Genomic DNA, 23,324 nt, shown 5'->3' on the forward strand with positions numbered 1-23,324 from the left:
AGGAGGTCCGCCGTGGCATACCCACCGGCTGCCCGCTCGTCACCACCGCGACAACCCTCGGTGAAGGTGATCCTCGCCAGCGCCGACGTGCAACGTGTGGTCGACCGCATCGCACACCAGATCCTGGAGAAGACCCAGGGCGCCGCCGAGACGGTGCTGCTCGGGATTCCCACCCGGGGTGCCCCCCTCGCCCGGCGGCTCGCCGCCCGGATCAGCACCTTCGAGGACGTCGCCGTCCCGGTCGGTGTGCTGGACATCACCCTGTACCGCGACGACCTGCGCCGGCACGCCACCCGCGCGATCGGCCCGACCGAGCTGCCGCCCGGCGGCATCGACGGCAAGCGGGTCATCCTCGTCGACGACGTCCTCTTCTCCGGCCGGACCGTCCGGGCCGCGCTCGACGCGCTCAACGACGTGGGGCGCCCAGCGTCCGTGCAGCTCGCCGTCCTGGTCGACCGCGGTCACCGGGAGCTGCCGATCCGCGCCGACTACGTCGGCAAGAACATCCCGACCTCGCTCGCCGAGAGCGTCAAGGTGACGCTCGCCGAGACCGACGGCACGGACGAGGTCAAGCTGTACGGGGGGACCACCTCATGATCAGGCACCTGCTCTCCGGCGCGGACCTGGACGCCGACACCGCCACCGAGATCCTGGACACCGCCGCCGAGATGGCCACGGTCGCCGGCCGCGAGATCAAGAAGCTGCCCGCGCTGCGCGGCCGGACGGTGGTGAACCTCTTCTACGAGGACTCGACCCGCACCCGGATCTCCTTCGAGGCGGCCGCCAAGCGGCTCAGCGCCGATGTGATCAACTTTTCCGCGAAGGGGTCCAGCGTCACCAAGGGCGAGAGCCTGAAGGACACCGCGCTGACCCTGCAGGCCATGGGCGCCGACGCGGTGGTCGTCCGGCACCCCGCCTCCGGCGCGCCGCACCGGCTGGCGAACTGGGTGGACGGGTCGGTGGTCAACGCCGGTGACGGCACCCACGAGCACCCCACCCAGGCGTTGCTGGACGCGTACACCATGCGGGCCCGGCTGGGCCGGCTGGCCGGCCTGTCGGTCGCGGTGGTCGGGGACGTGCTGCACTCCCGGGTGGCCCGCTCCAACGTGCTGCTGCTCTCCACCCTCGGCGCCAAGGTCACCCTGGTCGGCCCGCCCACCCTCATCCCGGTGGACATCGCCGCGGCGCTCGCACCCGGCACCGACGTCTCCTACGACCTCGACTCCGTGCTGCCCAACGTGGACGTGGTGATGATGCTGCGGGTGCAGCGGGAGCGGATGAACGACTCCTACTTCCCCTCCGCCCGCGAGTACGCCCGCCGCTACGGGCTGGACGGCCCGCGGATGCGCCGGCTGCCCGATCACGCGATCGTCATGCACCCCGGCCCGATGAACCGGGGGATGGAGATCACCCCCGAGGTGGCCGACTCGCCCCGCTCCACCATCGTCGAACAGGTCACCAACGGGGTCTCCGTGCGGATGGCCGTCCTCTACCTGCTGCTCGGAGGGAACAACCGGTGACCGCGTACCTGATCACCAGCGTGAGCGTCGTCGGCGCCGCGCCGACCGACTTGCTGATCCGCGACGGCGTGGTCGCCGAGGTCGGCCCGGGGCTGTCCGCCCCGGACGCCGCCGTGCTCGATGGGACCGGGCTGGTCGCCCTGCCCGGCCTGGTCGACCTGCACACCCACCTGCGCGAGCCGGGCCGGGAGGACGCCGAGACCGTCGAGTCCGGCTCCCGCGCGGCGGCCCTGGGCGGCTACACCGCGGTCTGCGCGATGGCCAACACCTCCCCGGTCGCGGACACCGCCGGCGTCGTCGAGCAGGTCTGGCGGCTCGGCCGGGAGGCCGGGCTGGTCGACGTGCAGCCGATCGGCGCCGTCACCGTCGGGCTGGCCGGCGAGCGCCTCGCCGAACTGGGCGCGATGGCCGACTCCGCGGCCCGGGTGCGGATCTTCTCCGACGACGGGCACTGCGTCGCCGACCCGAAGCTGATGCGCCGGTCCCTGGAGTACGTCAAGGCGTTCGACGGGATCATCGCCCAGCACGCCGAGGAGCCCCGGCTGACCGAGGGCGCCCAGATGCACGAGGGTGAGGTCTCCACCCGGCTCGGCCTGATCGGGTGGCCGGCCGTCGCCGAGGAGGCGATCATCGCCCGGGACGTGCTGCTCGCCGAGCACGTGGGCAGCCGACTGCATGTCTGCCACGTCTCCACGGCCGGCAGCGTCGAGGTGCTGCGCCACGCCAAGGCGCGGGGGGTGCGGGTCACCGCCGAGGTCACCCCGCACCACCTGCTGCTCACCGACGAGCGGGCGGAGACCTACGACCCGGTCTTCAAGGTCAACCCGCCACTGCGTACCGCCGATGACGTCGCCGCCCTGCGTGCCGCCCTCGCCGACGGGGTGCTCGACGTGATCGCCACCGACCACGCCCCGCACGCCGTGGAGGACAAGGAGTGCGAGTGGGCGTACGCCCGGCCGGGGATGCTCGGCCTGGAGACGGCGCTCTCCATCGCGCTGGACGTGCTCGGCCCGCAGTGGGACCTGATCGCCGAGCGGATGTCGCGCGCCCCGGCCCGGATCGCCGGGCTGGCCGGGCACGGCGTCGACCCGGCGCCCGGGGTGCCCGCCAACCTGACCCTGATCGACCCGGCCGCCCGCCGCACCATCGAGCCGGCGGAGCTGGCCAGTCGCAGTCGCAACACCCCGTACGCCCGCATGACGCTGCCGGGTCGCATCGTGGCGACCTTCCTGCGTGGCGAGCCGACGGTTCTGGACGGAAAGGCTGTCAAGTAATGGTCAAGCGCAGACCAGCGATCCTCGTGCTCGAGGACGGGCGCACGTTCCCCGGTGAGGCGTACGGCAGTGTGGGGGAGACCTTCGGCGAGGCGGTCTTCACCACCGGCATGACCGGCTACCAGGAGACCCTGACCGACCCGTCCTACCACCGGCAGGTGGTGGTGCAGACCGCGCCGCACATCGGCAACACGGGCGTCAACGGCGAGGACGACGAGTCCGGCCGCATCTGGGTGGCCGGGTACGTGGTGCGCGACCCGGCCCGGATCGGCTCGAACTGGCGGGCCACCGGCGGCCTCGAGGACCGGCTCGCCACCGAGGGCGTTGTCGGCATCAGCGGGGTGGACACCCGAGCGCTGACCCGGCACCTGCGCGAGCGGGGCGCCATGCGGGTGGGCATCTCCAGCGTGGACAACGACCCGCAGAGCCTGCTGGCCCGGGTCCGGCAGGCGCCGCAGATGGTCGGCGCGGACCTCTCCACCGAGGTGACCACCCCCCAGCCGTACGTCGTCCAGGCGATCGGCGAGCACCGGTTCACCGTTGCCGCGCTGGACCTGGGCATCAAGCGCAACGTTCCCCGCCGGCTCGCCGCCCGCGGGGTGACCACCCACGTGCTGCCGGCCTCCTCGGGCATCGACGACCTGCTCGCCACCGGCGCCGACGCGATCTTCCTGTCGCCCGGCCCCGGCGACCCGGCCACCGCCGACGGCCCGGTGGCGCTGGCCCGGGAGGCGCTGCGGCGGCGGGTGCCGCTGTTCGGCATCTGCTTCGGCAGCCAGATCCTCGGCCGGGGGCTCGGCTTCGGCACCTACAAGCTGGGCTACGGCCACCGGGGGATCAACCAGCCGGTTCTCGACCGGGCCACCGGCAAGGTCGAGGTGACCAGCCACAACCATGGCTTCGCGGTCGAGGTGCCCGGCGCGGGGCACGGCGCGGTGGTACCCGATCAGGTGATCGACACCGACTTCGGTGGCGTCCGGGTGTCGCACGTCTGTCTCAATGACAACGTCGTCGAGGGGCTGCGGGCCGTGGACGTGCCCGCCTTCACCGTTCAGTACCACCCGGAGGCGGCGGCCGGCCCGCACGACGCGGACTACCTCTTCGACCGCTTTGCCGAGCTCATCGAGGGCCGGATCCACAGCGAGGGGCGCAGCAATGCCTAAGCGGACCGATCTCAAGCACATCCTGGTGATCGGCTCCGGGCCGATCGTCATCGGGCAGGCTTGCGAGTTCGACTACTCCGGCACCCAGGCCTGCCGGGTGCTGCGCAGCGAGGGGATCCGGGTCAGCCTGGTCAACTCCAACCCGGCGACCATCATGACCGACCCGGAGTTCGCCGACGCCACGTACGTCGAGCCGATCACCCCGGAGTTCGTGGAGCTGGTCATCGCCAAGGAGCGCCCGGACGCCATCCTGGCCACCCTCGGCGGGCAGACCGCGCTGAACACCGCGGTCGCCCTGCACGAGTCCGGCGTGCTGGACAAGTACGGCGTGGAGCTGATCGGCGCGAACATCGACGCGATCAACCGCGGCGAGGACCGCCAGCTGTTCAAGGAGATCGTGGCGAAGGCCGGGGTCCGCCTCGGCGTCGACGACCCGACCGCCCTGGTGCCCCGCTCGCGGGTCTGCCACTCGATGGACGAGGTCGAGGCGACCGTTGCCGAGCTGGGCCTGCCGGTGGTGATCCGGCCGTCGTTCACGATGGGCGGCCTGGGCTCCGGTATGGCGCACACCCCGGAGGACCTGGCCCGCATCGCCGGTGACGGCCTGTCCGCCAGCCCGGTGCACGAGGTGCTCATCGAGGAGAGCGTGCTCGGCTGGAAGGAGTACGAGCTCGAGCTGATGCGCGACCGGCACGACAACGTGGTGGTGGTCTGCTCGATCGAGAACGTCGACCCGATGGGCGTGCACACCGGCGACAGCGTCACCGTGGCACCGGCCATGACGCTCACCGACCGGGAGTACCAGAGCCTGCGTGACCTGGGCATCGCGGTGCTACGCGAGGTCGGGGTGGACACCGGCGGCTGCAACATCCAGTTCGCGGTCAACCCGGTCGACGGCCGGATCGTCGTGATCGAGATGAACCCGCGGGTGTCGCGCTCCTCGGCGTTGGCGTCCAAGGCGACCGGTTTCCCGATCGCCAAGATCGCGGCCAAACTGGCGATCGGCTACACCCTCGACGAGATTCCCAACGACATCACGTTGAAGACCCCGGCGGCGTTCGAGCCGACCCTGGACTACGTGGTGGTGAAGATCCCCCGCTTCGCGTTCGAGAAGTTCCCCGGCGCGGACCCGGAGCTGACCACCACGATGAAGTCGGTGGGCGAGGCGATGAGCCTCGGGCGCAACTTCAGCGAGGCGTTGAACAAGGCGATGCGCTCGATGGAGACGAAGGAAGCCGGCTTCTGGACGGTGCCGGATCCGGCCGACGCGACGCGGGAGAACACCCTGACCGCGCTGCGGATTCCGCACGACGGCCGGCTGTACACCGTCGAGCGGGCGCTGCGCCTCGGTGCGTCGATCGCCGAGGTCACCGCGGCCTCGGGTGGGATCGACCCGTGGTTCCTGGATCAGATCGCCGCGCTGGTTGAGCTGCGCGCGGAGATCGTGGACGCTCCGGTGCTCGACGCCGAACGGCTGCGCCGGGCCAAGCGGGCCGGCCTGTCCGACCGGCAGCTCGCCGCGCTGCGGCCGGAGCTGGCCGCCGAGGACGGCGTGCGTACGCTGCGGCACCGTCTCGACGTGCGCCCGGTCTACAAGACCGTGGACACCTGCGCGGCCGAGTTCGAGGCGAGCACGCCGTACCACTACTCGACGTACGACTCAGAGACCGAGGTCGTGCCGTCGGACCGGCCGAAGGTGCTGATCCTGGGCTCCGGCCCGAACCGGATCGGGCAGGGCATCGAGTTCGACTACTCGTGCGTGCACGCGGTTCAGGCGCTGCGGGGCATCGGCTACGAGACGGTCATGGTCAACTGCAACCCGGAGACGGTCTCCACCGACTACGACACCGCCGACCGGCTCTACTTCGAACCACTGACCTTCGAGGACGTGCTGGAGGCCTGGCACGCCGAGGACTCCTCCGGCCGGTCGGCCGGCGGGCCGGGCGTGGTCGGTGTGATCGTGCAGCTGGGCGGGCAGACCCCGCTGGGGCTGGCGCAGCGGCTCAAGAACGCCGGGGTGCCGGTGGTCGGCACCTCCCCGGAGTCGATCCACCTGGCCGAGGAGCGGGGCGCGTTCGGTGCGGTGCTGGCCCGGGCCGGGCTGCGCGCGCCGGCACACGGCATGGCCACCTCGTACGACGAGGCCAAGACGATCGCCGACGAGATCGGCTACCCGGTGCTGGTCCGGCCGTCGTACGTGCTGGGCGGGCGGGGCATGGAGATCGTCTACGACGACCCGACCCTGCGCGACTACATCGGCCGCGCCACCGACATCTCCCCGGACCACCCGGTGCTGGTGGACCGCTTCCTCGATGACGCCATCGAGATCGACGTGGACGCGCTCTGCGACGCCGACGGTGAGGTCTACATCGGCGGGGTGATGGAGCACATCGAGGAGGCCGGCATCCACTCCGGCGACTCCTCCTGCGCGCTGCCGCCGATCACCCTCGCCGGTTCGCACCTGGCCGAGGTCCGCCGCTACACCGAGGCGATCGCCCGCGGTGTCGGCGTCCGTGGCCTGCTCAACGTGCAGTACGCGCTCAAGGACGACGTGCTCTACGTCCTGGAGGCCAACCCGCGGGCGTCGCGGACGGTCCCGTTCGTCTCCAAGGCGACCGCGGTGCCGCTGGCCAAGGCGGCGGCCCGGATCGCGCTCGGCGCGCGCATCGCCGAACTGCGCGCCGAGGGGCTGCTCCCGGCGACCGGGGACGGTGGCACGATGCCCGCCGACGCGCCGATCGCGGTGAAGGAGGCGGTGTTGCCGTTCAAGCGCTTCCGTACCCGCTCCGGCAAGGGGATCGACTCGCTGCTCGGGCCGGAGATGAAGTCGACCGGCGAGGTGATGGGCATCGACACCAACTTCGGGCACGCCTTCGCTAAGAGCCAGTCGGCCGCGTACGGCTCACTGCCGACCGCCGGGAAGATCTTCGTCTCGGTGGCCAACCGGGACAAGCGCGGCATGATCTTCCCGATCAAGCGCCTGGCGGATCTCGGCTTCGAGATCGTGGCGACCACCGGCACCGCCGAGGTGCTGCGGCGCCACGGCATCGCCTGCGAGCAGATCCGCAAGCACTACCAGGCCGGCGAGGGAGACGACGCCGTGTCGCTGATCCTCGGCGGCGCCGTGACGTTGGTGATCAACACGCCGCAGGGTTCGGGTGCCAGCGCCCGCTCGGACGGCTACGAGATCCGCAGCGCCGCGGTCACCGCGGACATCCCGTGCATCACCACGGTCCCCGGTGCCGCCGCGGCGGTCATGGGCATCGAGGCCAGGATCCGCGGCGACATGCAGGTCCGTCCCCTCCAGGATCTGCACGCCACCCTCCGGGCCGCCCAGTGACGGTGTTCGAGCGGGCGGTGCGGCCGTGGCTGTTCCGGATCGGGAGTGGGGACGCGGAGGCGGCGCACGAGTTGACGCTGCGCTGGTTGACCGCGCTGTCCCGGCGGCCGGTCGCACTGGCGGCGCTACGTGCCCGGTATGCGGTCCGGGCGCCGCGCACGGTGTTCGGCGTGGAGTTTCCCAACCCGGTCGGGTTGGCCGCCGGGATGGACAAGGACGGGGCGGCGCTGGCGGCCTGGCCGGCGCTCGGCTTCGGTTTCGTCGAGGTCGGCACGGTCACCGCGCACGCCCAGCCGGGCAATCCCCGGCCGCGCCTGTTCCGGCTGCCGGCCAGCGAGGCGGTGGTCAACCGGATGGGCTTCAACAACGCCGGCGCTGCCGCGCTGGCCGCCCGGCTGGCCGCGCTGCCGCGCGCGATCGGCGTACCGCTGGGCATCTCGCTGGGCAAGTCCAAGGTGACGCCGCTCGACGAGGCGGTCGAGGACTACCTCGCCTCGTACCGGGCGCTGCGCGGGCACGGCGACTACTTCGCGGTGAACGTGTCCTCACCGAACACCCCGGGGCTGCGCTCGTTGCAGGACCGCGCGCACCTGGACGCGCTGCTCGCCGCGCTGGTCGGGGAGAAGCCGGTGCTGGTCAAGATCGCACCTGATCTGACCGAGGCGGCGATCGCCGAGTTGCTGGAGGTCTGCCTGGCCCGGGGAGCGGCCGGGGTGATCGCCACCAACACCACCCTGGCCCGGGACGGTCTCGCCTCGGTGGACGCCGAGCGTGGCGCCCAGGCGGGTGGCCTCTCCGGCCGGCCGCTCACCGGCCGCGCGAGGGAGGTGGTCGCCTTCGTGCACCGGGAGACCGGCGGCCGCCTGCCGATCATCGGCGTCGGCGGGGTGCTGGACCCGGACGACGCCGCTCGGATGTTCGACGCCGGCGCCGCCCTGGTGCAGCTCTACACCGGCTTCATCTACCGGGGCCCGGCCCTGGTCCGCGCCGCCGCCCGCGTGCCGGGGCCATCCCCGGCCCCGGTCGGCGGGCGGTGACCGGTCCGGTGCCCGGCCCCGGTCGGTGGGCGGCAGCCAGGGCGGCGCCGGTTCGGCTGTCCGCTCGGGTGCCGATCCCGGTGCCGGTCGGCGCTCCGGCCGGGTGCCCACCTCGTTCCCTTTGCTCTGCTTCACCCCACGCAACGGCCGCCGTCCGATATCCGGACGTCGGGTGGTGCGTCCGTTGAAGCAGAGCAAAGGCAGCCGGTGGGTCCCCGCGCCCGCGCGTGCGCCTGCCGCCGCGCCTGCGCCTGCGCCCGGGCCCGTGCCCGCCATGCCCGCCGTGCCCGTTGCCCCACTCGCGAACGCCATGAAGGAGCGCGCGTGACGCCCGAGGAGATCCTGACCGCCGACCGGGCGCACGTCTGGCACCCGTACACCTCACTGCCGCCGGCGAACCCGCCGTACGTGGTGCAGAGCGCCGAGGGCGTACGGCTGCGGCTTGCGGACGGCCGGGAGCTGGTGGACGGGATGTCGTCCTGGTGGGCGGCGATCCACGGCTACCGGCACCCGACGTTGGACGCGGCGGTGACCGACCAGCTCGGCCGGATGAGCCACGTGATGTTCGGCGGGCTAACCCACGAGCCCGCGGTACAGCTCGCCCGGACCCTGGTGGAGCTGGCCCCGGACGGCCTGGGGCACGTCTTCCTGGCCGACTCCGGCTCGGTCAGCGTCGAGGTGGCGGTGAAGATGTGCCTGCAGTACCAGCGGGCCGTCGGACGGCCGCAGCGGCGCCGGCTGGCCACCTGGCGGGGCGGCTACCACGGCGACACGTTCCACCCGATGAGCGTCTGTGACCCGGAGGGCGGGATGCACCACCTCTGGGGCGACGTGCTGCCCCGGCAGGTCTTCGCACCGGTTCCGCCGGGCGGGTTCGCCGATCTGCCCGACGAGGCGTACGTGGCGGCGCTGGTGGACACGGTCGAGCGGCACGCCCACGAACTGGCCGCGGTGATCGTCGAACCGGTGGTGCAGGGCGCCGGCGGGATGCGTTTCCACCATCCGGGGTACCTGCGGGTGCTGCGGGAGGTGACCCAGGCGCACGGGATCCTGCTGATCTTCGACGAGATCGCCACCGGCTTCGGCCGTACCGGCACGATGTTCGCCGCCGAGCACGCCGGGGTGACCCCGGACGTGATGTGCGTGGGCAAGGCGCTCACCGGCGGTTACGTGACCCTCGCGGCGGCCCTCTGCACCCCGCGGGTGGCCCAGGCGATCTCCGCCAGCGGCGTGCTGGCGCACGGGCCGACCTTCATGGGCAACCCGTTGGCCTGCGCGGTGGCCAACGCGTCCATCGGGCTGCTGCGGGCCGGGGACTGGGCGGCGCAGGTGTCCAGGATCGGTGCCGGCCTGCGCGCCGGGCTGGAGCCGCTGCGCGGCACGCCGGGCGTGGCCGACGTGCGGGTGCTCGGCGCGATCGGGGTGGTCCAACTCGATCACGAGGTCGACCTCGGCGCGGCCACCACGGCGGCGGTCGACCGGGGGGTGTGGCTGCGGCCGTTCCGCGACCTGATCTACACGATGCCGCCGTACGTGACCGGCGACGCCGACCTGGCCCGGATCGCGTCCGGCGTGGCGGCGGCGGTGGCGGCCGGCTGAGCCGGTTCAGAGCTACCCGTGGCGGGCTGCCGCCCGGACGAGGAGAGGGGAAGTACCGGATGGAAAGCTTCGGCACCCGGCTGCACCGGGCCGTCAGCGAGCGGGGACCGCTCTGCGTGGGCATCGACCCGCATCCCGGTCTGCTGGCCCGCTGGGGCCTCACCGACGACGTTCAGGGGCTCGACAGGTTCACCCGGACAGTGGTCGACGCCCTCGGTGACCGGGTTGCGGTGGTCAAGCCTCAGTCGGCCTTTTTCGAGCGTTTCGGGTCCCGCGGCGTGGCGATTCTTGAGTCAACTATCCGACAGTTACGCGATGCCGGCTCGCTCGTTCTGCTGGACGTCAAGCGCGGCGACATCGGCTCGACGGTCAGCGCGTACGCCTCCGCGTACCTTGATCCATCCAGCCCGTTGTATGTCGACGCGGTCACCGCGAGCCCCTACCTGGGGGTGGGTTCCCTGGCGCCGATGTTCAAGCTGGCCGCCGAGCACGGTGGCGGGGTGTTCGTGCTGGCCCTCACCTCGAACCCCGAGGGAGCCGCCGTGCAGCGGGCCCGCACGGCCGACGGGCGCACCGTGGCGCAGACCGTGATCGACGAGATTTCCCAGCTCAACAGGGGTGCGGCCCCTCTCGGCAGCTTCGGGCTGGTGGTCGGCGCGACCATCGGAGACACCGGTCACGACCTCTCCGGGGTGGGTGGTCCGCTGCTCGCGCCGGGGCTCGGCGCGCAGGGTGCCGGTGCTGCCGATCTGCGGACCGTCTTCGGTCCGAGCCTCGCCGCGGTGCTCCCGTCGTACTCCCGGGAGGTGCTGTCCGCCGGCCCCGACGTCGCCGCCCTGCGGGCCGCCGCGGACCGGGTGCTGGCCGACTGCCGGGGCGTTCTGGCTGCCCGGTGACTGACTGACGGCTCGGTCACTTTGCGATGATCATCGCGCGTCCACGTTGCCGAAAGCTCCGTTGGCCGCTAGTTTTCCCCGCGCTGGGAACCATGGACCCCTTGGTTCACAGCGACACCACGTTTCACAGATGCGGCGGTGCGCCCCGCCCGCCGCGATAGGGACCTGAGGAGAACTGGTGCCGCTCCCGTCACTGACCCCCGAACAACGCGCTGCCGCGCTCGAGAAGGCCGCGGAGATCCGCAAGGCCCGTGCTCAGCTGAAGGAGCAGCTCAAGCAGGGCAAGACCACCCTCGGTGCTGTCCTCGAGCGCGCCGAGAGCGACGATGTCGTTGGCAAGCTCAAGGTGTCGGCCGTCCTGCAGGCCATGCCGGGCATCGGCAAGATCCGGGCTACCCAGATCATGGAGAAGCTCAAGATCGCCGACAGCCGTCGCCTGCGTGGCCTCGGCGAGCAGCAGCGCAAGGCACTGCTTGGAGAGTTCGCCGCCAACTGAACCTGGCAGCGTGTAGAAACAAGCAGTGAGCACGGATGACGAGGCGCGCCCGGCGGCTCGGCTCACTGTCCTGGCTGGACCTTCGGGTTCCGGCAGGGAGAGTGTCGTCGAGCTCGTCCGGGCGCGTTCTCCGTCCGTGTGGATCCCGGTGCAGGCGACCACCCGGCCGCGCCGGGAGCGGGAGATCGACGGGGAGGACCGGGTCTTCCTCGCTCCCGCCGAGTTCGACCGCCGGGTGGCCGCCGGCGAGCTGCTGGAGTGGTCCCGGATGGGCCCGCACTGTCGGGGCACCCCGTACCCACCGCTGCGCGCCCGGCTCGACGCGGGGCAGCCGGTGCTCCTCCCGCTCGACCTGACCGGCGCCCAACTGGTCCGGGCGCGCCTGCCCGACGCGCGGCTGGTGCTGCTGAGCCCGCCCGGTCACCGACCCGACGCCGCCGTGGCGGCGACCTTCGAGCACGCCCTGACCCACGACCTCACCGATCGGGTGGTCGTCGAGCTGGTAGGCTTACTCGGTTCTTCTTATCCGGATCCGGCCTGGTCGCCTGTACGCGGCTGATGGCCGGCCGCCGTTGAGACTCAGCACCGCGTCCGCGCGGCTCGAAAGACGCAGAGGTTAATTCGTGGGATCCATCGCCAACCCCGAAGGCATCACCAACCCGCCGATCGACGAGCTCCTCGAGAAGACGACGTCGAAGTACGCGCTGGTCATCTTCGCCGCCAAGCGCGCGCGCCAGGTCAACGCCTACTACAGCCAGCTCGGCGAGGGCCTGCTGGAGTACGTCGGCCCGCTCGTCGAGACCACCCCGCAGGAGAAGCCCCTCTCCATCGCCATGCGCGAGATCAACTCGGGCCTGCTCACCGCTGAGCCGACCGACCAGCCGTAAGCCCCCACGCGTCGATGTCCGCCGGGATCGTCCTCGGGGTCGGCGGCGGCATCGCCGCCTACAAGGCCTGCGAGCTGCTGCGACTCTTCACCGAATCGGGTCACCGGGTTCGCGTCGTGCCGACCGCGTCGGCGCTCCGCTTCGTCGGAGCGCCGACCTGGGCAGCTCTCTCCGGTCAGCCGGTCGCCGACGACGTCTGGTCCGACGTGCACGAGGTGCCGCACGTGCGGCTCGGCCAGCAGGCCGACCTGGTGGTGGTCGCGCCGACCACCGCCGACCTGCTCGCCAAGGCCGCCCACGGGCTCGCCGACGACCTGCTGACCAACACGCTGCTGACCGCGCGCTGCCCGGTGGTGCTGGCTCCGGCCATGCACACCGAGATGTGGGAGCACCCGGCCACCGTGGCCAACGTCGCCACGCTGCGCGCCCGCGGTGTCCGGGTCATCGAGCCGGCCGTCGGCCGGCTCACCGGCGTCGACACCGGCAAGGGCCGGCTGCCCGACCCGGCGGAGATCTTCGCGGTCGCGCGTCGGGTCCTGGCCCGGGGTGGGCCGGCACCCGCCGACCTGGCCGGCCGCCGGGTGGTGGTCACCGCGGGGGGCACCCGCGAGCCGCTGGACCCGGTCCGGTTCCTCGGCAACCGATCGTCCGGCAAGCAGGGCTACGCGTTCGCCCGGGCGGCCGTCGCCCGGGGCGCCCGGGTCACCCTGATCGCGGCCAACGTCTCCCTCGCCGACCCGGCCGGAGTCGACCTGGTCCGGGTGGGCAGCACCGGCGAGCTGCGGGAGGCGACGCTGAAGGCGGCCGTCGACGCCGACGCGGTGGTGATGGCGGCGGCTCCGGCCGATTTCCGGCCGGCGGCGTACGCGCCTGGCAAAATCAAGAAGTCGGACGACGGCGTCGCGCCCACCATCGAGCTCGTCACGAACCCGGACATCGCGGCAGAGCTCGGCCAGCGCAAACGACCGGAGCAGGTGCTGGTGGTGTTCGCCGCCGAGACCGGCGACGCGGAGGCCAACGGCCGGGCGAAACTCGCCCGGAAGCGGGCCGACCTGATCGTGGTCAACGAGGTCGGCGTGGACAAGGTCTTCGGCGCCGACACCAACACGGTGACGGTCATCGGCGCGGACGGCTCGGTCAGCCGGCTGCCCGAGCAGGCCAAGGAGGATGTGGCCGACTCCGTCTGGGATCTCGTCGTGGCGCGGCTGGCCGGCCGCTCCTGACGGGTGGAACAGGGCGCGACCGATCCCGACACCCACCGCAGCGGTGACTAGACTGCCGCGGAACGACCTCACACGCTTAGGAGTGCCGTGACACGCCGCCTCTTCACGTCCGAATCGGTCACGGAAGGCCACCCGGACAAGATCGCCGACCAGATCAGCGATGGCATCCTCGACGCGTTGCTCGCCGAGGATCCGCACAGCCGGGTCGCGGTGGAGACCATGATCACCACCGGGCAGGTGCACATCGCCGGTGAGGTGACCACCAAGGCGTACGCCGACATCCCGACGATCGTCCGCCGGACCATCCTCGACATCGGGTACGACTCGTCGAAGAAGGGTTTCGACGGCGCCTCCTGCGGGGTCAGCGTCTCCATCGGCGCGCAGTCCGAGGACATCGCGCAGGGCGTTGACAACGCCTTCGAGCTGCGCACCGGAGCCTCGGAGAGCGCACTGGACGCGCAGGGCGCCGGGGACCAGGGCATGATGTTCGGCTTCGCGTGCTCGGAGACGCCCGAGCTGATGCCGCTGCCGATCGCGCTGGCACACCGACTGGCCCGCCGGCTGGCCGCGGTGCGCAAGGACGGCACCATCCCGTACCTGCGCCCGGACGGCAAGACCCAGGTGACCATCGAGTACGAGGGGCTGCGTCCGGTCCGGCTCAACACCGTGGTCGTGTCCAGCCAGCACGCCGCGGACATCTCGCTGGAGTCGCTGCTCACCCCGGACGTGCGCGACCACGTCATCGCACCGGAGCTGGAGAGCCTCGGTCTGGACACCGACGGCTACCGGCTGCTGGTCAACCCGACCGGCCGGTTCGAGATCGGCGGCCCGATGGGTGACGCCGGGCTGACCGGTCGCAAGATCATCGTCGACACCTACGGCGGGTACGCCCGGCACGGCGGTGGCGCGTTCTCCGGCAAGGACCCGTCCAAGGTGGACCGCTCGGCCGCGTACGCGATGCGCTGGGTGGCCAAGAACGTGGTCGCCGCCGGCCTGGCCGAGCGGTGCGAGGCCCAGGTCGCGTACGCCATCGGTAAGGCGCACCCGGTGAGCCTGTTCATCGAGACGTTCGGCACCGAGACCGTGCCGGTCGCCTCGATCGAGAAGGCCGTCACCGAGGTGTTCGACCTGCGCCCGGCCGCGATCATTCGGGACCTCAACCTGCTCCGCCCGATCTACCAGCAGACCGCCGCGTACGGCCACTTCGGCCGCGAGCTGCCGGACCTGACCTGGGAGAGCACCGACCGGGCCGCCGACCTCAAGTCGGCCGCGGGAGCCTGACCGCCACCAAGCGCAGCGACCGGCGACCCGCGGAAGGGTCGCCGGTCGCACGCGTCTGTGTGGATGTCCCGCTGGCTCACCTGGACCGGCCGTTCGACTACCTGGTGCCGGCCGAGCTGGACGCCTTGGCGGTGCCCGGCACCCGGGTGAAGGTGCGCTTCGCGGGGCAGCTCGTCGACGGCTGGCTGCTGTCCCGCGCCGACGATTCAGGGCACACCGGCCGGCTCGCCTACCTGGAGAAGGTGGTCTCTCCGGAGCCGGTGCTGGCGCCCGAGGTCGCCCGCCTGGCCCGTGCGGTCGCCGACCGGTACGCGGGCAGCCTCGCCGACGTGCTCCGGCTCGCCGTGCCACCCCGGCACGCCCGGGTCGAGAAGGAGGCCCACGGCGATCAGACCAGCACGCCGGCCTCCTCCGACGAGCCCGCCCTCGACCCGCGCGGGTGGCGGGACTACCCGACCGGTCCGGCTCTCCTGCGCGCGCTCACCGACGGCCGGGCGCCCCGGGCCGTCTGGTCGGCGCTGCCCGGCGAGGACTGGGCCGCCCGCTACGCCGACGCGGTCGCCGCCACGGTCGCCGGGGGCCGCGGAGCGGTGGTCGTGGTGGCCGACGCCCGCGACCTCGATCGGCTGGATGTCGCGCTCACCGGCGTGCTCGGCCCGGGACGACACGTCACCCTCTCCGCCGCGCTCGGTCCGGCCCGGCGCTACCGCGCGTTCCTCGCCGCCCGGCGGGGGGAGGTGCCGGTGGTGATCGGCACCCGGGCGGCGATGTTCGCCCCGGTGGACCGGCTCGGCCTGGTCGCCGTCTGGGACGACGGCGACGACCTGCACGCCGAGCCGCGCGCCCCCTATCCGCACGCCCGGGACGTGTTGCTCACGCGCGCGCAGCTCGCCGAGGCTGGCGCGCTGGTCGGCGGGTACGCCCGCACCGCCGAGGCGCAGCTGCTGGTGGAGACCGGCTGGGCCCGGGAGGTGGTGGCTGACCGGGCGACCGTGCGGGCCCGTATCCCGGCCATCGCGCCGACCGGTGACGACCCGCAGTTGGCCCGCGACCCTGGGGCGGCCACCGCCCGGCTGCCCAGCCTGGCGTGGACGGCCGCCCGCGATGCCCTCCGGGCGGACCTGCCGGTGCTGGTGCAGGTGCCCCGGCGCGGCTACCTGCCCTCGGTCGCCTGCGCGGACTGCCGGACCCCGGCCCGCTGCGCGCACTGCGCCGGGCCGCTCGCGCTGCCCTCGGCCGGCGGCACCCCGGCCTGCCGCTGGTGCGCCCGGGTGGCCGCCGCGTACGCCTGCCCCGAGTGCGGTGGCCGGCGGCTGCGGGCCGCGGTGACCGGGGCCCGGCGTACCGCCGAGGAGCTGGGCCGGGCGTTTCCCGGCGTGCCGGTGCGCACCTCCGGCCGGGAGGAGGTGCTGAGCGACGTGCCCGGCGGCGCGGCCCTGGTGGTCGCCACGCCCGGCGCCGAGCCGGCCGCCGAGGGGGGCTACGGCGCGGTGCTGCTGCTCGACTCGTGGGCCCTGCTGACCCGGGCCGACCTGCGGGCCGGCGAGGAGGCGCTGCGCCGCTGGCTGGCCGCCGCGGCGCTGGCCCGCCCGGCCCCGGCCGGCCGGGTGGTGGTGGTCGCCGACGGCGCGCTCGCCCCGGTGCAGGCGCTGCTGCGCTGGGACGCCGGCTGGTTCGCCGGCCGGGAACTGGCCGAGCGCCGCGAGCTGGGCTTCCCGCCTGCGGTGCGGATGGCCAGTGTCACCGGCCCGGCCGAGGCGGTGGCCGACCTGCTCGCCGCGGCCCGGCTGCCCGACGACGCCGAGGTGCTCGGGCCGGTGCCGGCCGAGGAGGGCCGCGAGCGGATGCTGGTGCGGGTGCCCCGGGCCCGGGCCGCCGCGCTCGCCGAGGCGCTGCACTCGGCGGCGGGGGCGCGGGCGGCCCGCAAGGCCGCTGACCCGGTCCGCCTCCAGGTCGATCCGCTGAGCCTGTTCTGAGCCGGACGGCGGCTGGCGGGCCTGGTCGGAGGCGGTGTCCCCGCACACCGCGTCCGGCAAAGCGCTGGTGCCTGGGTGGTAACATCGCCCGTCATGCCCGGGCGGACGACGGCTCCAGGTCGCGGCGCGGCGTCAGGCGCGCCGAGCTGTAGCCTTCGCAGGGTGGCAGCGACGATGGCGGGAACGCGTCGGTCGGACGCGATGTCGATGATCTCAAACAGCCGGTGATCAGGGGTGGACCAGTCGTGACCGTTCGACACTCGATCGTCTTCAACGGCGACCTCGGCAGCGGCAAGAGCACCGTGTCGGTGGAGATCGCCAAACGGCTCGGCATGCGCCGGGTGAGCGTGGGTGACCTCTACCGGGAGATGGCGCAGCAGCGACAGATGACCGCGCTGCAGCTCAACCTGCACGCCGAGCTCGACCAGGCCGTCGACGGCTACGTCGACCAGCTCCAGCGGGACATCGCCGCCTCCGGCGAGCGCCTCATCATGGACTCCCGGCTGGCGTGGCACTTCTTCACCGACGCGCTCAAGGTGCACATGATCACCGAGCCCGGTGAGGCGGCCCGCCGGGTGCTGGCCCGGCCCTCCGGGCCGGCGGAGAGCTACGCCACGCTGGAGGAGGCCAAGGCCAAGCTGCGCGAGCGCAGCGAGAGCGAGCGCAACCGGTTCATCATCCGGTACGGGGTGGACAAGGCCCGACTGCGCAACTATGACCTGATCTGCGACACCACCCGTGCCTCCGCCGCCGAGGTGGTCGAGCACATCGTCGCCGCGTACGAGGGGACGCTCGGCGACGAGGTGCTGCGCGACGACCCGCCGCTGCTGCTGCTGGACCCGGCCCGGGTCTACCCGACCGAGGACATCGCGACCCTGCGCGGGCTGTGGGACTCCGAGTTCGTCGGCGACGTGGCCGAGGCCGGTGACGCGGCCCTGGAGCCGCTGAAGATCGGGTTCACGGGTGAGTACTTCTTCGTCGTCGACGGTCACCGCCGGCTCAGCGCCGCCCTGCAGAACGGCTTCTCCCTGGTCCCCGCCCAGCTCGTGGCGGAGGTCGACGAGCCGGTGGTCGGCGGGATGAGCGCGATCGACTACTTCGCCGCGCAGGTGCGTCCCGGTCTGGTCTACGACTGGGAGGCCGCCCACAAGATCCAGCTGCCGCTGCCGGAGCCCGCGCTCCTCGGCGGCGACGCGGTCCTCGCGGGCGATCCGGGCGCCAGCGCCTGACCGCGCGGTCGCCCGCGTCCGGGCACGGCGGGGCGGGAGTCTGACGCGGCCGGCGCCGGAGACTGACGCGGGCCGGTTCGGCGTCGTTTTCTCCGCTCCGGAGGATGCCAGGCGTCGGCGGCGTGGGCATGATGGAGCCTCCGACGCATCGACGGGGAGGCCGGCCATGGAGGCTGCCGAGGCGCTCACACTGCTCATGTCGCCGCAGGGGCGGGTCGACCCGTACCCGACGTACGAGCGGCTGCGGGCGCACGGGCCGGTGGTGCAGGCCCTGCCCGGCCTGTACGTGGTGACCGGCTACCCGGAGGTCGACGAGCTGCTGCGTGATCCCCGGCTCGGAGTGCTGGACGACGCCCTGCGGGACCAGGTCTGGCCGAACTGGCGCGAGAGCGCGGCGATCTCGTCGATCGCCCGGTCCATGCTGCGGACCAACCCGCCCGACCACAGCCGGATGCGCCGGCTCGCCGCAGGCGCGTTCAGCCCGCGCCGGATCGCCGGGATGCGCGACGTGGTGCGTGCCCAGGCCGAGGCCCTGCTCGACGACATGCTGGACCGTGCCGCGGACGGCGCGACCGTCGACATGCTGGCCGACTTCGCGTACCCGCTGCCGGTGGGGGTGATCTGCGCGCTACTCGGCGTGCCGGCAACCGACCGGCCGCTGTTCCGCCGCTGGGCCGGTGACCTGACCGGGGTGCTGGAGCCGGAGATCACCGCCGAGGAGTTGGCCGTCGCCGACGCCGGCGCCGCCGAGCTGCGCGCGTACTTCGCCGAGCTGGTCGCCGCCCGCCGCCGCGCGCCGGCCGACGACCTGACCACCGCGCTGGTCCAGGTGCACGACACCGACGGCGACCGGCTCACCGGCGACGAGCTGCTGGCCAACCTGGTGGTGCTGCTGGTCGCCGGCTTCGAGACCACCACCAACCTGCTCGGCAACGGGCTGGTGGTGCTGCTGCGGCACCCCGAGGCCGCCGCCGCGCTGCGCGCCGACCCCGGGCTCGCGCCGGCGTACGTCGAGGAGCTGCTGCGCTACGACTCGCCGGTGCAGCTGACCACCCGGACCAGCACTGCGCCGGTGCGCTGCGGCGGGTTGGACCTGCCGGCCGGCAGCACGGCGCTGCTGCTGCTCGGCGCGGCCAACCGCGACCCGCGCCGGTTCCCCGACCCGCAGCGCTTCGACCCCACCCGCGACCAGGCGCACCCGCTCTCCTTCGGCGCCGGCCCGCACTACTGTCTCGGCGCCGGGCTGGCCCGGCTGGAGGCGCAGTTGGCCTTTCCGATGCTGCTGCGCCGGCTGCCCGAGCTGGCTCTGGCCGGGACGCCCCGCCACCGCACCCGGCTGACCCTGCGCGGATACCAGAGCCTGGCGGTGACGCTGGGCACACCCGCGGTGGCCGATCGAGGTACGCCAGCCGGCGCCCACCCGGGCACTCCGTAGACTGGTACGGCACCGCTCGTCCACCCCATGAAGGAGCCGTCCCGCGTGACCGTCCAGCCCATCCGTCTGTTTGGGGATCCGGTGCTGCGCACGCCGGCCGATCCGGTCGTCGACTTCGACGTCGAACTGCGTCGGCTCATCGCCGATCTGACCGACACGATGCGGGAGCAGAGTGGCGCTGGCCTGGCCGCGCCGCAGCTCGGTGTGGGCCTGCGGGTGTTCGCCTTCGACGTCGACGACGTGCTCGGGCACCTGGTCAACCCGGTGCTCGAATTCCCCGACGAGGAGGAGCAGGACGGCCCGGAGGGCTGCCTGTCCATCCCCGGGCTCTACTTCGACACCAAGCGCCGGCAGAACGTCATCGCCAAGGGCTTCAACGGCTACGGCGACCCGCTCCAGATCGTCGGCACCGGGCTGATGGCCCGCTGCGTGCAGCACGAGACCGACCACCTCGACGGCGTGCTCTTCTTGGACCGGCTCGACGCCGCCGGCCGCAAGGAGGCGATGAAGGCGATCCGCCAGGCCGAGTGGTACGACCCGTCGGCCCCGCCGGTGGTCAAGGTCAACCCGCACGCCGCGGGCAGCCCCTTCGGCCTGGGTCGGTGACCCGGATGCGTGTGATCTTCGCCGGTACGCCGGCCGTCGCCGTCCCCGCCCTGGCCGCCGTCGCCGCCTCCCGGCACGAGCTGGTCGCGGTGGTCACCCGGCCGGACGCGCCCGCCGGACGCGGGCGCGGCCTGTCCCGCTCCCCGGTCGGTGAGTGGGCCGACGAGCACGGCATCGAGGTGCTCACCCCGGCCCGCCCCCGTGACCCGGAGTTCCTCGACCGGCTGCGCGAGCTCGCACCGGACTGCGTGCCGGTGGTCGCCTACGGCGCGCTGGTGCCGCCGGCCGCGCTGGAGATCCCCCGGTACGGCTGGATCAACCTGCACTTCTCGCTGCTGCCCGCCTGGCGCGGCGCCGCGCCCGTGCAGCACGCGGTGCTGCACGGCGACGAGCTGACCGGGGCCAGCGTCTTCCAGCTGGAGCAGGGTCTGGACACCGGTCCCGTCTTCGGCACCCTGACCGACGAGATCCACCCCGGCGACACCTCCGGTGACCTGCTGGAGCGCCTCGCCGGGTCCGGCGCCGGGCTGCTGGTGGCGGTGCTCGACGCGATCGCCGACGGCACCGCCCGCGCCGAGCCGCAGCCGGCCGACGGGGTGTCGCTGGCACCGAAACTGACCGTGGAGGACGCCCGGGTGCGCTGGACCGACCCGGCCTTCGCGGTGGACCGGCGGATCCGGGCCTGCACGCCGGCCCCGGGTGCCTGGACGACCTTCCGGGGCGAGCGGGTGAAGCTCGGCCCGGTGGTGGCGGCAGCCGACGGCCCCGATCTGAAGCCGGGGGAGTTGCTGGTGGAGAAGGCCCGGGTGCTGACCGGCACGGCCACCGTGCCGGTGCGACTGGGCGAGGTCCGGGCCGCCGGCAAGCGGGCCATGCCGGCGACCGACTGGGCGCGCGGCGTCCGGGTCAGCACCGGCGAGGAGTTCGCGTGACCGCCCCGGAGGGGACGCGCCCGACGCGCTCCGGCCCGCCCGCCGGTCGTGGTGGGGACCGCCGGCCGGTCCGACCGCCGCTGGACCGGCCGCGACGCGCGGCGTACGAGGCGGTGGCCGCGGTGCACCGCGACGACGCGTTCGCCAACCTGGTGCTGCCCACCATCCTGCGCGAGGAGGGGCTGTACGGCCGGGACGCGGCCTTCGCCACCGAGCTGACCTACGGCACCCTTCGCCACCTGGGCACCCTGGACGCGATCCTGACCGACGCGGCCGGCCGGGACGTGGCCCGGATCGACCCGCCGGTGCGCGACGCGCTGCGGCTCGGGGCGTACCAGCTGCTGCACACCCGGGTGCCCCCGCACGCCGCGGTCTCGTCGACCGTGGACCTGGTCCGCGCGGTCGCGCCGGGCGCCACCGGGTTCGCCAACGCGGTGCTGCGCGAGGTGTCCACCCTCGACGTGGACGGCTGGGTGGCGAAGCTCGCCCCGCCGATGGAGACCGACCCGGTCGGGCACCTGGCCCTGGCGTACAGCCATCCGCAGTGGATCGTGCGGGCGTTCTCCGAGGCGCTCGGCGGTGATCTGGGCGAGACGGCCCGACTGCTGATCGAGGACAATGAGCGCCCGCCGGTGCACCTGTGCGCCCGGCCCGGCCTGATCGACCCGGTGGAGTTGGCCGACCAGGTCGGTGGGGCGCCCGGCGCGTTCTCGCCGTACGCCGTCTATCTGCCCGGTGGCGCGCCCGGCGACATTCCGGCGGTGGTCGACGGCCGGGCCCACGTCCAGGACGAGGGCTCCCAGTTGGTGGCCAGCGCGCTCGCCGACGCGCCGCTGGACGGCCCGGACGGGCGCTGGCTGGACCTGTGCGCCGGTCCGGGCGGCAAGGCCGGGCTGCTCGGCGCGCTGGCCGCGCAGCGCGGCGCCCGGGTGACCGCGGTGGAGGTGGCCGAGCACCGGGCCCGGCTGGTTTCCCAGGCGACCCGGGGTCTGCCGGTGACCGTTCTGGCCATGGACGGCCGTGAGGTCGGTGCCGACCCGAAGCTGCCGGAGGGGCACTTCGACCGGGTGCTGGTGGACGCCCCGTGCACCGGGCTGGGGTCGCTGCGCCGCAGGCCGGAGTCGCGCTGGCGTCGCCAGCCCTCCGACCTGCCGCCGCTGACCCGGCTGCAACGGGAGTTGCTCGGTGCGGCGCTGCGTGCGGTCCGTCCGGGTGGGCTGGTCGCCTACGTCACCTGCTCGCCGCACACGGTGGAGACCCACGTGACGGTGACCGAGGCGGCTCGCCGCAGCGGGGTGCCGGTGGACTTCGTGGACGCCCGGCCGCTGCTGCCGGCCGGTATGCCGGGCCTGGGCGACGGTCCCACCGTGCAGCTCTGGCCGCACCGGCACGGCACCGACGCGATGTTCCTCGCCGTCCTGCGCCGGGGCTGAGTCGCACCGCTTAGTTGAAAGGAAGGGCCCCTTATTAACGCCAGGCGTTAATAAGGGGCCCTTCCTTTCATTTGCGGTGGGTCAGGTGACCGGGAGGCCCTTGGTGCCGGCGCCCTTCATCGAGCGGGTCAGGGCCCGGTCGCTGATCCACAGGAAGCACTGCACGCCACGGTTGCCGTTCTTCCACTCCTGCTCGTACGGCTGGTAGTAGATCGTCCCGGCGCGGAAGTCGAGCTGGGAGTTGTCCGGCACCTTGGCGTATCTGGCGGTCACCGTCTGGCAGGCCCGGTGGGTCCGCTTGGTGGTGCGGTTGAACTCGGCGTAGCTGACGTCCGGGGCCTGCCAGATGCCGACGAACTCGGCGTGGTGCCGGCTGGTGCAGGAGACCGGCGCCATCTCGTCGATGTCGTCCTTGACCAGCTTGGGGTTGAAGCAGCGGTACGCCAGCGGCGCCGCGCCGGTCAGCGCCCGCCGCAGGCTGCCGGTGCGCAGGCCGACGGAGGTGTCGTCGATGCTGGCGAGCTCGGTGACGTCACAGCGGTACCAGCGGGCCCCACCGGCCCAGGCCGGCGCGGACGGCAGCACGACGGTCAGGCCGAGGCGCCCGGAGCGCCAGTCGGCACCCACCGCCTTGCTGACCGCCTTGTCGCAGCTGACCTGCGCGGTCCGCATGCCGACCGAGCCGGGCGGTGGGGGCGTCCCGCGGTTCGCGCCCGGGCCGCTGAGCGTGCCGACGTGCATGGTCTCCACCCGGTGCGACTCGGTGCACGCCACCGGGTTGTAGCCCGTCAGGTAGCCGACCTGCTGGGCGGGGTGGTGGCAGACCTCGGCGGCGGGAACGAACTGCTGCGCCGCGACGGGCGCCGGCCAGTCGTCGATGAGGTTCCGGTCGACTCCGGCGGGCGCGCCGCACCCGGCCAGCGCCAGGGCGGCCGTCGTGCCCGCGGCGAGCGCCGCCAACCACCGTCGCATCCCCCGACCTCCCGCCGCTGGTGGT

The 23,324-nt window shown here is 73.3% G+C and carries 20 protein-coding genes; 19 read left to right on the forward strand and 1 reads right to left on the reverse strand.

Annotated features, from left to right (window positions below; genetic code table 11):
- Window positions 1-12: 12 nt before the first annotated feature.
- The 19 genes from pyrR (at window position 13) to ABZU69_RS11300 (ending at window position 22,327) form a co-directional block, all read left to right on the forward strand.
- Window positions 13-597: a bifunctional pyr operon transcriptional regulator/uracil phosphoribosyltransferase PyrR gene (pyrR, locus tag ABZU69_RS11210; protein ID WP_354964233.1), complete on the forward strand. Its 585-nt coding sequence runs from the start codon at window positions 13-15 to the stop codon at window positions 595-597.
- Window positions 594-1,520, forward strand: coding sequence for an aspartate carbamoyltransferase catalytic subunit (locus ABZU69_RS11215; protein ID WP_354964234.1), 927 nt, complete (start codon window positions 594-596; stop codon window positions 1,518-1,520). The genes pyrR and ABZU69_RS11215 overlap by 4 nt, the downstream gene beginning before the upstream one ends.
- Window positions 1,517-2,794, forward strand: a complete 1,278-nt coding sequence (locus ABZU69_RS11220) for a dihydroorotase (protein WP_354964235.1) — start codon at window positions 1,517-1,519, stop codon at window positions 2,792-2,794. The genes ABZU69_RS11215 and ABZU69_RS11220 overlap by 4 nt, the downstream gene beginning before the upstream one ends.
- Window positions 2,794-3,957 carry a glutamine-hydrolyzing carbamoyl-phosphate synthase small subunit gene (gene carA, locus ABZU69_RS11225; protein WP_354964236.1) on the forward strand — a complete coding sequence of 388 codons (1,164 nt, stop codon included), beginning with the start codon at window positions 2,794-2,796 and terminating at the stop codon, window positions 3,955-3,957. Before ABZU69_RS11220 ends, carA begins: the two co-directional genes overlap by 1 nt.
- Window positions 3,950-7,297: a carbamoyl-phosphate synthase large subunit gene (carB, locus tag ABZU69_RS11230; protein ID WP_354964237.1), complete on the forward strand. Its 3,348-nt coding sequence runs from the start codon at window positions 3,950-3,952 to the stop codon at window positions 7,295-7,297. The genes carA and carB overlap by 8 nt, the downstream gene beginning before the upstream one ends.
- Window positions 7,294-8,334, forward strand: a complete 1,041-nt coding sequence (locus tag ABZU69_RS11235; RefSeq protein WP_354964238.1) for a quinone-dependent dihydroorotate dehydrogenase — start codon at window positions 7,294-7,296, stop codon at window positions 8,332-8,334. Before carB ends, ABZU69_RS11235 begins: the two co-directional genes overlap by 4 nt.
- 324 nt (window positions 8,335-8,658) lie before the next feature.
- The gene (locus ABZU69_RS11240; protein WP_354964239.1) at window positions 8,659-9,933 is read left to right on the forward strand and encodes an adenosylmethionine--8-amino-7-oxononanoate transaminase; all 1,275 of its coding nucleotides are present in this window, start codon (window positions 8,659-8,661) and stop codon (window positions 9,931-9,933) included.
- A 59-nt stretch (window positions 9,934-9,992) separates the two neighbouring features.
- Window positions 9,993-10,829 (forward strand): orotidine-5'-phosphate decarboxylase, encoded by an 837-nt coding sequence (pyrF, locus tag ABZU69_RS11245; protein WP_354964240.1) that lies wholly within the window; start codon window positions 9,993-9,995, stop codon window positions 10,827-10,829.
- Window positions 10,830-11,007: 178 nt separating this feature from the next.
- Window positions 11,008-11,325, forward strand: coding sequence for an integration host factor, actinobacterial type (mihF, locus tag ABZU69_RS11250; protein ID WP_030335662.1), 318 nt, complete (start codon window positions 11,008-11,010; stop codon window positions 11,323-11,325).
- A 25-nt stretch (window positions 11,326-11,350) separates the two neighbouring features.
- A complete protein-coding gene (locus ABZU69_RS11255; RefSeq protein WP_354964241.1) occupies window positions 11,351-11,884 on the forward strand; it encodes a guanylate kinase in 534 nt (177 codons plus the stop codon).
- Between the two features lie 64 nt (window positions 11,885-11,948).
- Window positions 11,949-12,212: a DNA-directed RNA polymerase subunit omega gene (gene rpoZ, locus ABZU69_RS11260; RefSeq protein ID WP_030335666.1), complete on the forward strand. Its 264-nt coding sequence runs from the start codon at window positions 11,949-11,951 to the stop codon at window positions 12,210-12,212.
- A gap of 14 nt (window positions 12,213-12,226) precedes the next feature.
- On the forward strand, window positions 12,227-13,435 hold the full coding sequence (coaBC, locus tag ABZU69_RS11265; protein ID WP_354964242.1) for a bifunctional phosphopantothenoylcysteine decarboxylase/phosphopantothenate--cysteine ligase CoaBC: 1,209 nt from the start codon (window positions 12,227-12,229) through the stop codon (window positions 13,433-13,435).
- 87 nt (window positions 13,436-13,522) lie between these two features.
- Entirely contained in the window at window positions 13,523-14,716 is a 1,194-nt protein-coding gene (gene metK, locus ABZU69_RS11270) for a methionine adenosyltransferase (protein WP_121653394.1), read from the forward strand.
- A 59-nt stretch (window positions 14,717-14,775) separates the two neighbouring features.
- Window positions 14,776-16,692: a primosomal protein N' gene (locus ABZU69_RS11275; protein ID WP_354964243.1), complete on the forward strand. Its 1,917-nt coding sequence runs from the start codon at window positions 14,776-14,778 to the stop codon at window positions 16,690-16,692.
- Window positions 16,693-16,937: 245 nt separating this feature from the next.
- Window positions 16,938-17,921, forward strand: a complete 984-nt coding sequence (locus ABZU69_RS11280) for an AAA family ATPase (RefSeq protein ID WP_354964244.1) — start codon at window positions 16,938-16,940, stop codon at window positions 17,919-17,921.
- 166 nt (window positions 17,922-18,087) lie between these two features.
- Window positions 18,088-19,356 (forward strand): cytochrome P450, encoded by a 1,269-nt coding sequence (locus ABZU69_RS11285; RefSeq protein WP_354964245.1) that lies wholly within the window; start codon window positions 18,088-18,090, stop codon window positions 19,354-19,356.
- 45 nt (window positions 19,357-19,401) lie between these two features.
- Window positions 19,402-19,962, forward strand: coding sequence for a peptide deformylase (def, locus tag ABZU69_RS11290; RefSeq protein ID WP_089016580.1), 561 nt, complete (start codon window positions 19,402-19,404; stop codon window positions 19,960-19,962).
- 5 nt (window positions 19,963-19,967) lie between these two features.
- Entirely contained in the window at window positions 19,968-20,894 is a 927-nt protein-coding gene (fmt, locus tag ABZU69_RS11295; protein ID WP_354964338.1) for a methionyl-tRNA formyltransferase, read from the forward strand.
- Window positions 20,891-22,327 carry a transcription antitermination factor NusB gene (locus tag ABZU69_RS11300; RefSeq protein ID WP_354964246.1) on the forward strand — a complete coding sequence of 479 codons (1,437 nt, stop codon included), beginning with the start codon at window positions 20,891-20,893 and terminating at the stop codon, window positions 22,325-22,327. The genes fmt and ABZU69_RS11300 overlap by 4 nt, the downstream gene beginning before the upstream one ends.
- Window positions 22,328-22,408: 81 nt before the next feature.
- Here the strand turns inward: ABZU69_RS11300 and ABZU69_RS11305 are convergent, their stop codons facing one another.
- The gene (locus ABZU69_RS11305; protein WP_354964247.1) at window positions 22,409-23,299 is read right to left on the reverse strand and encodes a septum formation family protein; all 891 of its coding nucleotides are present in this window, start codon (window positions 23,297-23,299) and stop codon (window positions 22,409-22,411) included.
- Window positions 23,300-23,324: the final 25 nt, after the last annotated feature.

Origin of the sequence: Micromonospora sp. NPDC005206 (assembly GCF_040608175.1) — a bacterium.
GTDB lineage: Bacteria > Actinomycetota > Actinomycetes > Mycobacteriales > Micromonosporaceae > Micromonospora.